The sequence below is a fragment of the uncultured Thiocystis sp. genome (assembly GCF_903866365.1).
In the GTDB taxonomy this organism is placed as follows: domain Bacteria; phylum Pseudomonadota; class Gammaproteobacteria; order Chromatiales; family Chromatiaceae; genus Chromatium.
The window spans coordinates 1-7,158 of the sequence record NZ_CAIPNF010000140.1 but is presented as its reverse complement, the minus strand read 5'-3'; the positions used below and the strand labels follow the sequence as shown (position 1 = coordinate 7,158).

Annotated in this window: 10 protein-coding genes; 6 read left to right on the top strand and 4 right to left on the bottom strand. The window is 63.9% G+C overall.

What is annotated here, in order from left to right:
• The 5 genes from QZY07_RS08185 to QZY07_RS08165 form a co-directional block, all read left to right on the top strand.
• A partial coding sequence (locus QZY07_RS08185) for a hypothetical protein (RefSeq protein ID WP_295401459.1) occupies positions 1-187 on the top strand: 187 nt, incomplete at its 5' end.
• 122 nt (positions 188-309) lie between these two features.
• Positions 310-663, top strand: coding sequence for a DUF1456 family protein (locus tag QZY07_RS08180; RefSeq protein WP_295401457.1), 354 nt, complete (start codon positions 310-312; stop codon positions 661-663).
• A complete protein-coding gene (locus tag QZY07_RS08175; RefSeq protein WP_363183928.1) occupies positions 596-817 on the top strand; it encodes a DUF1456 family protein in 222 nt (73 codons plus the stop codon). Before QZY07_RS08180 ends, QZY07_RS08175 begins: the two co-directional genes overlap by 68 nt.
• On the top strand, positions 814-2,340 hold the full coding sequence (gene dbpA / locus QZY07_RS08170; RefSeq protein WP_295401454.1) for an ATP-dependent RNA helicase DbpA: 1,527 nt from the start codon (positions 814-816) through the stop codon (positions 2,338-2,340). The genes QZY07_RS08175 and dbpA overlap by 4 nt, the downstream gene beginning before the upstream one ends.
• Positions 2,337-2,522 carry a hypothetical protein gene (locus tag QZY07_RS08165; protein ID WP_295401453.1) on the top strand — a complete coding sequence of 62 codons (186 nt, stop codon included), beginning with the start codon at positions 2,337-2,339 and terminating at the stop codon, positions 2,520-2,522. The genes dbpA and QZY07_RS08165 overlap by 4 nt, the downstream gene beginning before the upstream one ends.
• Before the next feature lie 250 nt (positions 2,523-2,772).
• Here the strand turns inward: QZY07_RS08165 and QZY07_RS08160 are convergent, their stop codons facing one another.
• Both QZY07_RS08160 and QZY07_RS08155 read right to left on the bottom strand, forming a co-directional pair.
• Positions 2,773-3,681, bottom strand: coding sequence for an SDR family NAD(P)-dependent oxidoreductase (locus QZY07_RS08160; RefSeq protein WP_295401452.1), 909 nt, complete (start codon positions 3,679-3,681; stop codon positions 2,773-2,775).
• 501 nt (positions 3,682-4,182) lie between these two features.
• Positions 4,183-5,118 (bottom strand): tyrosine-type recombinase/integrase, encoded by a 936-nt coding sequence (locus tag QZY07_RS08155; RefSeq protein WP_295401450.1) that lies wholly within the window; start codon positions 5,116-5,118, stop codon positions 4,183-4,185.
• 252 nt (positions 5,119-5,370) lie between these two features.
• Between QZY07_RS08155 and QZY07_RS08150 the strand changes: the two genes are divergently transcribed.
• A complete protein-coding gene (locus QZY07_RS08150) occupies positions 5,371-5,724 on the top strand; it encodes a hypothetical protein (protein WP_295401448.1) in 354 nt (117 codons plus the stop codon).
• A gap of 29 nt (positions 5,725-5,753) precedes the next feature.
• On the opposite strand, the gene QZY07_RS08145 is transcribed toward QZY07_RS08150, so the two are convergent.
• Entirely contained in the window at positions 5,754-6,425 is a 672-nt protein-coding gene (locus tag QZY07_RS08145; protein WP_295401447.1) for a transposase, read from the bottom strand.
• On the bottom strand, positions 6,388-6,981 hold the full coding sequence (locus QZY07_RS08140) for a helix-turn-helix domain-containing protein (protein WP_295401445.1): 594 nt from the start codon (positions 6,979-6,981) through the stop codon (positions 6,388-6,390). Before QZY07_RS08140 ends, QZY07_RS08145 begins: the two co-directional genes overlap by 38 nt.
• Positions 6,982-7,158 lie beyond the last annotated feature (177 nt).

The following is a 7,158-nucleotide window of genomic DNA, read 5'->3' as shown; positions in this document are numbered from 1 at the left end:
TTCAATTTGGAAAGAAAAACCAAGAAATCAGGTAGTTGAGGGGATCTGCCGCAAAGAGGTGAAACCAATAGTCGCACTCCAAGCGCAGTCAATACAGGGTTTCCCTGTAAGGAAGTCAGATTTTCCAATGTGCGGGTATATTATCAAGTTATTGATATATATAATTTATATTGCACAACTGAACTGAACCAGTGCCCGCTTCCGCATGAACCTGCTAAACAATGACGATCAAAGAAAATGTCGAACTGCGACTGTCTCCCCGGCAGCGCCGGGGGATGACCTTGCTTTATTTAACCATTGAGCCCTTGTATGACCAACAACGATGTCCTGCGCCGTCTTCGATACACCTTCGATTTCGATGATCTCAAGATGATGGCGGTGTTTGCCGCGGCGGACAGTCGGGTGACCCGCCCGCAAGTCAGCCATTGGTTGAAGCGAGACGATGATCCGGAGTTCGATGCCTGTAGCGATCACCAATTGGCGATCTTCCTCAACGGCTTGATCAATGAGCGGCGGGGCACGAAAGCCAGCGAGCCGCCCGAGCCGGAACAATCCTTGAACAACAACATCATCTTTAAGGAAGCTCAAGATCGCGTTGGATCTAAAGGCGGACGATATCCTGCGTCTCTTGGCCGCCAGCGATGTTCACATCAGCAAGCATGAGTTGAGTGCGTTCTTTCGCAAGCCGGATCATAAGCACTACCGCCCCTGTAAAGATCAAATTCTGCGAAACTTTCTCAGCGGCCTGCAGTTGGAGTACCGCGATGGACGCACGCCACCGGACGACTCCAGCGCCACGGCGGGACACCCCTCTTGACCAAGACGTCTTTCACCTCACTCAATCTCAGCCCGGATCTGCTGGAGAATCTGTCCTCGCTCGGCTATCACACCATGACCCCCATCCAGGCACTGAGTTGTCCGGATATCCTGGCTGGGCGGGATGTCATCGCACAAGGCAAGACCGGTTCGGGGAAGACCGCCGCGTTTGGGCTCGGTCTCCTGGAGCGGCTCGATGTCGGACGCTTTCGGGTCCAGTCACTCGTCCTCTGTCCCACCCGTGAACTCGCCGATCAGGTGGCCCAGGAGATCCGCGCACTGGGGCGCAGGAGGCACAACATCAAGGTGCTGACACTCTGTGGCGGGGTCGCCGTTGGCCCTCAGATCGGCTCGCTGGAACACGGTGCTCATATCGTGGTGGGAACGCCGGGCCGCATCGCGGATCACCTGGAGCGCGGTACGCTGCGGTTGGATGAGGTGACGATGCTGGTGCTCGACGAGGCGGATCGGATGCTGGAGATGGGCTTTGAAAAGTCGCTGGAGGCGATCATCGACCGGATACCGACGAGACGCCAAACACTGCTGTTTAGCGCCACCTACCCCCGTCGGATCCAGGCCATCGCTCGGCGGATCATGCATGAACCGGTCATGGCCCAAGTGGCGTCCACCCATGACCATCGCAGTATCGCCCAGCACTTCTATCGCGTGACCGACGATCACCAGCGGCAGCGAGCGCTGTGCCTCTTGCTGTTGCAGTACCAACCGGTGTCGACCCTGGTGTTTTGCAATACCAAGGTCGACACGCGACACGTGGCTCAGGGGTTGCGGGACAGGGGTTTTAGCGTCCTCGCGCTGCACGGTGACCTGGAGCAACGGGAGCGGGACGAGGTTCTGGCGCGGTTCGCCAATCAGAGCGTCTCGGTGCTGGTGGCCACCGATGTGGCGGCCCGTGGTTTGGACATCGACTCGCTCGATGCGGTGATCAACTACCGGATGGCCCTGGAGGCGGAGGGGCATCTCCATCGCGTGGGTCGTACCGGGCGTGCCGGTAGCCAGGGCGTGGCCTTTTCTCTCTACGATGAAGGGGAGGCGCATCGCGTCGCCGCATTGGACACCACGGTGGATCCCATCATGGACAGCGAGTTATTGCCGTCACTCGATCAGCTGGAACACCGCCCGATGGTGCCGCCGATGGCCACCCTTCAGATCGATGGTGGCAAGAAGCAAAAGGTTCGCCCGGGAGATATCCTGGGCGCGTTGACGGGTCCGGGTGGTCTTCGCGGTGACCAAGTGGGAAAGATCCAGATCGCCGACCAGTGGGCCTATGTGGCGGTCAGCCGAGAGAGCGTGGAGGCGGCGTTGAAGAAGCTGTCCGTCGGCAGGCTGAAGGGACGCGCGTTTCGTGTCAGGCTGATCAACGAATCACGCTCTCCCTCGGTGATCGGGTGCGGGCCATCGTCGTCGGCGAGCAGGCGGTCGATGGATCTGGCCTCCTCGGCGCGCATCAGCCCTTCGATCGCTCCGGCCAGGCGCTCGCGCTGCGCCCCGCGGACCAGCTCTTGAAGAAGCGTGTCGCCGGGCCGCACGACCCGCTCGCGGCGCCGCCGATCCATTCGCTCGCACAGGACATCGACGGGCCGGCTGGAGAGGCGCGCGGCCTGACGGGCATGCGCTTGTCGTGGATCAGGAAGCGCCGCAGCCAGGCGTTCGCCTCGGGCAACCGCAAGGCATCCCCGAGGTCGTGACCAAGACGAACGCGACCGTCTTCATGGCGGCGACCAAGGCCCGTGTCGACCGCGACACGCCGGAGGTGCAGCTCAAGAGCGCTGCCGCCGTGCGGCGGCGCAAGCAGGGTTCCGATCGCGCGGCACGCGTCGGCGCCCAACCCTGGAAGGACCTGCGGGTACCCCACAACGAACGAAACGCGTCGAAACGGCTCGCGGATGATCGGCGCTTTGCGCTCAAGGCGTCATGGAGTGGCCTCTGTGGGCCGGATCAGACCGGCGGGGCAGCGAAACAACGCGCGTCTTCAGGCGGTCGAGGCGATGGCACATCGACCCCGGTCAGGCGCTCGCTGATCTGCCACAGACGCCGGTTGGTTTCTGGATCGCGCGCCTGAGCCGGCGCCCGGAGGGTCTTGCGATGGCCGAAATACTGCCCGCTGACCCCCTCCAGCTCGGGAGCATTGGCGAGATAAAGCACCCGCCGCGCCGCCTGTTCGGGCGCCGGAATGGCCCAGCCAAAAAGCGCCGCCACCGATTTCCAGAACACCCCCTGCGCGCCATCGGTGCCGCCGAGATTGGAGCGGAAGACGCCCGGAAACACCGCATTCACCGTCACCCCGCTGCCCCGCAGCCGGCGCGCCAGCTCGAAGGTGAAATGCAAATTGCCGAGCTTGGATGGCGCATAGCCCTGCATCGAGCGATACGGTCGGCGCTCCCAATTAAGATCCTCGACATTCATCGCCGCCTCGATGCGGGTGCCGACATTGACGATGCGCGCGGGGGCACTCGATTGGAGCCGGTCGAGCAGCAGCTGGGTCAACCGAAAGGGCGCCAGATGATTGACCGCCAGCGCGCATTCGAGGCCATCCGGGCTCAGACGGCGCGCGGGATAGGCGGTGCCGGCATTGTTTACCAGCAGATGCAACCGGTCGAAACGCGCCAGCACCGACTCGGCCAGGGCACGGAGCGATGTCTGATCCGCCAGATCGGCGACGAACAGATGCAGATCCACATTGCCGGTCGCGGTCTGGATCTCGGCCAGCGCCGCCGCGCCGCGCGCACGGTCGCGCGCCACCATGCCGACCCGCGCGCCTTCGGCGGCCAGGGCCAAAGCGACCGCCTTGCCCAGACCCGAGTTGGCGCCGGTCACCAGCGCGGTTTTTCGGTGTGCTTGTCTCATGATGTCCTCAAGGCCGGATCCGCTTGAACGCTCGGCCATCGCTGTCACGATCTGCAAACATCCCGGATTGCGGCCCCGATTCGCGGCCCCTCTCCGGGTCTTCAATCCACATGACTGGCCAATCTGCCCCACGCGCTTTGCCAACGGCCTGCCAACATCCCGGCGGGCGCAGAGGATTTGCCCAGGCGTCAGGCGCCCAAGGGCTGATCTTCGTGCACCCGGCTCGGCCCCAGGCATCGACCGGCAAGTCGACGCCCGGCGCCTTGGGGCTGACCGGCGCGTCGCCAATCGGCATCGACCCTCCCGTCGACGGATTGGGCCGACTGACGTGTTCCAGTCTAGGCAATTCGGACCTTGATGGCGACAACCGGTTTTTCGACCGCAACGAACCGGTTTCGAGACCCCGGAGAGGGGCCGCGAATCGGGGCCGACATCGGCGATGTTGGCCGGTCGGGCGCCGGAGGTTGGCTGGTCGCGACACCGCTCCCCCCTGAGCCAGGCTCACGGGGGGAGGTGCGCGTCGCCGTCGCCCTCCTCAAGCAGATGGATATAGGCGGCGGTGGTGGTGAGCGAAGCGTGCCCCAGATACGCCTGCACGACCCGGAGGTTCAGCCCGCTGGCGAGCATCCGGCTGGCGGCGGTGTGGCGCAGCAGATGCCCGCCCATCTGCGGTTTGTCGATCCCGGCCTGACGCAGATAGCGCTGCACGAGCTTATGCAACAGCGCCTGGTGCATCGCGCCGCCGGTGCGCGCGGGAAACAGCCAGTCGCTCGCCGGGGCGCTCGCGCGCGCCTGCACATAGGCGCGCAGTGCCGGACGGTAGGTGTCGAGCGGGCGCACCAGGCGTTCCTGATTGCCCTTGCCGATCACGCGCACCTGCCCGGTCGCCAGGAGGGTGCGCCCGTGCGCCAGGGTCAGGGTCAGGGTCAGGGTCAGGGTGCCGAGTTCTTCGGTGCGCAATCCCGAATCGAGCAGCAAACCCACCATCGCGAGATCGCGGTCGCGATTGCGGTGCTGGCGGGCAAAGATCCCGTCGATCAGCGCCTCGCGCTCCTGTTGATAGAGGACGGGCGGCAAACGGGATTGCACCCGCCCTCCTCGGACTTTTTTCCCATTCAGGCCGAGCTTCGCGCTCGCGACCGGATTGTCGTCGGCCAACCCCTCATACTGCAGAAAGTCAAAGAACAGCTCGGTCGCGCCGACATACAGCCGCAACGACGCCGGTTTCAACCCGGAATCGATCAAGTCGCGAAGATAGTGGCGCACCCAGGCGGCGTTGACCTCGCGCGGGTGTTGCAGGTCATGCTGCGTCATAAACGCGAGAAACCGTCCCGCGACCCGCGCATAAAGCGAACGCGTTCTCGGCGCATAGGGATGGCCGATGTCCGGGGCGCACAACCAGGCGTCGAAGCGCGCCGGCAGGGTGGCAATCTCCATAACGTGTCCTCGGGGGCGGGGTCGGCGGCTCGGTTGCGCGGTCTTAGTGGTGATAAGGGGGAATTATCACCACCAACGCCGCCGCGCCCCGGGCGCCGGCGGGCGGTGTGTGACCGGACGACGGGCGTGAAATCCGCGCAGCGCCTTCACGCTATCACGACAAACGCCAATCAACAACGCCCGTCGCTCAAGGTGGCTATACTGATTGCCCTCAACCGCCGTTTTTCCATGCCGACGGGCCGAAATCAGACCATGATGACCGCATCCCAGGCAAACCGCGAGAACCCGCAGGCGTCCGCAAACGCCGCAGTCGAGGGCGACCTCCGCGCACACTCCGCCGAAATCCCGCCAAACGCCCCGGCAGACACCGCGCCCGCGATCGGCCGCCGCCTGAGCGCGGAACTCGTCGGCGACGACGCGATCGAGGCGGATATGCTCGACACCATCCTGCGTCTCGGGGAACACCACCGCAGCAAGCTCGCGCGCGATTCCGCGCTGGTGTCCCTGGCGATTCGGGCCTTGGGGCGGGCGATCGAGGACTGTCGGCGGGAGCAGGGGAAAAAATTCCCCTCGACGGCGGATCTGGTGCAGTTCCTGGCACGCTAGTACATCACGCTTGAAATTATCCGGATAAATCACACCATCAGCGGCTTGCCGATGTAGGTCCAGCGAAACGGTTTGGCGAGGGTCTGGTTAAAGAATTCGATGAACGCGAGGATCCGTTGCTTGAGTTCCTCGGTGGAGGCAAAGCGCCCGCGCTTGAGGAGTCGACGGGTCAAGATGCCGAACCAGATCTCGACTTGGTTGAGCCAGGAGCAATGCGTCGGGGTATCGACAAAGCGGATGCGGTGCGTGGGATCCTGGAGGAAGGCGGCGCGCGAGGCCATGGACTTGAGGATGCCCTCATTTTCTTTGCGTCCGAGATCCACCTCAATGGCGCAGCGCGGCGCGACGAATTCCACCAGACTGGCGGGTTGGTGGGTATTGAGCTGATCGCCGATGAAAATCCATTCGGCCTGCGGATCGGTGTCGACGGTGGCGGCGAGGTGGGCCACAAAATCCGCTTCGGTGCGGGTGTCGCCGATGGAGGGCGCGATGACGCGCCCGGTGGCGACCTCGACGTTCGCGATCAGCGCTTGGGTGCCGTGGCGTTCGTACTCGAATTCGACCGCCTCGGGATGGCTCGGACGCATCGGATGGGACGGATGAATCGGCTCCAGGGCCTGAATGCCGGTTTTCTCATCGGTGGAGATGACAGGTACCCCCTGTTCATGGAGTTCCTGCGCTTGATGGTACCGTTTGCACACGGTGCGCACCGCTTCCCGGAAGGTGGCCTCGTCGTCGATCTTGGCATTGAGCCAAGACCGGGTGCGATGGGGCTTGAGGTCGGCCTGATGTTAAAAAACGGCCGATGGTGCTGGCCGAAATCGTCTCCGCAATGCCGCGTGCGAGCGTCTCGCGCACCAGATCCTCGCGCGTCCAATGCGTCAAGGGATCCGGCGGGGTTTCGCAGGCCAGCGCGACGATCTGGCAGATCTGCTCCGCCGTGAAATCGCCCGGGTTGCCCGAACGCGGGCGGTCGGACAGGATCTCCTCGATCGCGGCGCGCAGGCGTTTGGGCTGGCCCGCCAGGGCGGCGAACGGGTCCTGGGCGTTCGCCCACCGCCGACGCCACGGCCCGACACCGTCTTCATCGAGGTCCAGGGCGTGCGCCATCGCCTTGTTGGGTTCGCCGTCGGCGGCGCGCCGCACGATCCGCGCGCGCCGCACCAGGCAGTGGGCGGTTTCGCGGCGTCGGGAAATCCCTTCGAGCAGGGTGCGTTGCTCGTCAGTCAGGTCAATCAAAGGGGCTGGACGGGCCATCGTCTGTCACTCATCTAAAGCAGGAGGAAATCGACTGGCGATTATCCTAAAGGGGGGTGGTCGGTTAGTGCCTCCACGCCCTATATGTTGTGGTCACCACTTATAGCCATGCGTCACTGCGGCTTCAGTGACGGGCTCGGTAACGACCGCCTGCTCCATGAGTCGGCGGAAGACGAG

Bases quoted from the DNA above. Each gene is read 5' to 3' on its own strand.
- QZY07_RS08180 (WP_295401457.1), top strand. From the start codon at position 310: ATGACCAACAACGATGTCCTGCGCCGTCTTCGATACACCTTCGATTTC.
- QZY07_RS08150 (WP_295401448.1), top strand. From the start codon at position 5,371: ATGATGACCGCATCCCAGGCAAACCGCGAGAACCCGCAGGCGTCCGCA.
- QZY07_RS08160 (WP_295401452.1), bottom strand. From the start codon at position 3,681: ATGAGACAAGCACACCGAAAAACCGCGCTGGTGACCGGCGCCAACTCG.
- QZY07_RS08140 (WP_295401445.1), bottom strand. From the start codon at position 6,981: ATGGCCCGTCCAGCCCCTTTGATTGACCTGACTGACGAGCAACGCACC.
- QZY07_RS08155 (WP_295401450.1), bottom strand. From the start codon at position 5,118: ATGGAGATTGCCACCCTGCCGGCGCGCTTCGACGCCTGGTTGTGCGCC.